The 1,869-nt window shown below is 42.6% G+C and carries 2 protein-coding genes; both read right to left on the bottom strand.

Annotated features, from left to right (window positions below; all coding sequences use genetic code 11):
- Nucleotides 1-138 precede the first annotated feature (138 nt).
- Nucleotides 139-531, bottom strand: a complete 393-nt coding sequence (locus LG31_RS0107495; protein ID WP_033113864.1) for a hypothetical protein — start codon at nt 529-531, stop codon at nt 139-141.
- 51 nt (nt 532-582) lie between these two features.
- A partial coding sequence (locus LG31_RS20325) for a phage tail tip fiber protein (RefSeq protein ID WP_152598332.1) occupies nt 583-1,869 on the bottom strand: 1,287 nt, incomplete at its 5' end.

The following is a 1,869-nucleotide window of genomic DNA, read 5'->3' as shown; positions in this document are numbered from 1 at the left end:
GCCTTGTACTGGTACTCGTCCATTACTGAATGGATCACTTTGATCGATTGGTCTGTGCTCTTGGAAAGGTATCTTTTTATTTTGTTCAGATGGTAATGCCATATGGGCTCCTTATTATTATTGTTATCGCCTTGTGCATTAAGAATTCAAGTAGTCTATGTCGTTCTCAAATGTAATGGTGCCTTTTTGGAAAGTGTACACATTGCCTTCTGCATCTATCACTTGCATATCATAAATGAATTTCTTAGGGCGGCTATCAGGTCTATATTGGGCTGATTGGATTGGGCTGAAATAGAGCATAACAACACCAGTGTTGTTTACTTGATCTTCGTGTACAACTAGAGGCAACGCAAAAGAATCACCATCTACGTTGAATGCAAGGCGTGCTTTCCCTGTCACTTGGCAATTAGTTAAATCCACTGCGTAAAGTTCCTCGCCTTCACGTTGTGTAACTATACCCTTTGCATAGAAGGTGTCGCCTGTGGTGATAGTGTAGTCAACGATTGCTTTTTCGTATTGCAACGATGCCATGTTATTCTCCTTATTATTGTTATTATAAAGGCCCCGAAGGGCCTCATGTATTTACTTGTCGATTGCTGAGTAGATATAACCCTGCATTGAACTGGACAAAATATTGTAGTCACGATTACCGTTTTTGTTCGCTCCCCAATTATACTGGACGCCACTATTGGAATATCGCCACCAGTTAACTGTTGTGATTTGCAACACTAAGTATCCACCGTTAGACCCAATATTGAACGGCGGTGAAGCCCAACTGTATCCTTGCGTGTGATATTCCCAACCAGTGTTTGGTGTTTGAGTAACTATCTCTGAATATATTTGACTACCGTTCAATAACACACGAATACCAATGTACGATCCAAAAGAGGCGCCCGATTGCGAACCGGAATACGAACCCGCAGCACCACGGATAACAATTTGACAGTTAGTATTAAAACGGCCTTGTGGGCTTCTAATTTGGTGTTCAGCAATTGTCATCCAGTTACCATCGCGAGGAACACCAAACTCACCATGGCCAAAAGATTTTCCCGAGGGAAGCCCCACTATATTATCTGCGTACAAAGTTCCAAGCACACGGCAGTCTTGCGCGATTGTACAGTTTTGAACGTTCAAGTTGCTAATTGTACCAGCTGAAGCATTTATCTTATTTGTACAAAGTGTACCGTCTGCATAAATGATGGTGCTCCATGTACTATCCCAACCACCATATGGGCCTAGTCCTTTACCAAAACCAGCTGCACCATTGTTTAAACGAATGCTGCCCATTAGTAGATCAGGAGTTTGCAATTGCACATTTGCGACTATCTTATCGCCTGTAATTGAACCTGCTGCAATTTTCTCAGCAGTGATAGCGCCAGCTTGAATACATGCAGCGTTGATACCTCCTGCTCTGATATTGCTTGAGTCCAAGTTACCCACACACGCATTGTTCAAATAAGTTATACCGTCACGCACTTCAAATGGAACAGCTTTGGAGCTGTGATTATTAGGGTTCACAACAATAAAGTCGTCCGCCACGACCACGAATTTTGAGGTTTTAGTCTTTGCATCACCGTACAACTCAAAGCCACCAAATACTCCATTCGCATCCACAGATGCCACATACTTCGCGGTTAGGTTGCCGTTGATATCTTGAATTACCTGTTGCTGTGTTTGTACTTTGCCTTCTACGCCTTGCACTTTAGTTGATACGTCTTGGATGGATTTAGCAATTACCTTGTCGCCCTCAACTAATGCAGTTTTGGTTTCCGCAATTGCAGCTTGCATATCCTTTGTATTCTTGGCGTCACCTTCGTTGATTAGCTTAGTAAGATCGGCTTTTACTGTTTGCACAGTATTAGCCATTGC

It is taken from the genome of Aeromonas lacus (assembly GCF_000764665.1).
GTDB lineage: Bacteria > Pseudomonadota > Gammaproteobacteria > Enterobacterales > Aeromonadaceae > Aeromonas > Aeromonas lacus.
The sequence above is the reverse complement of the archived record's forward strand: the minus strand, read 5'-3'. Positions and strand labels throughout refer to the sequence as shown.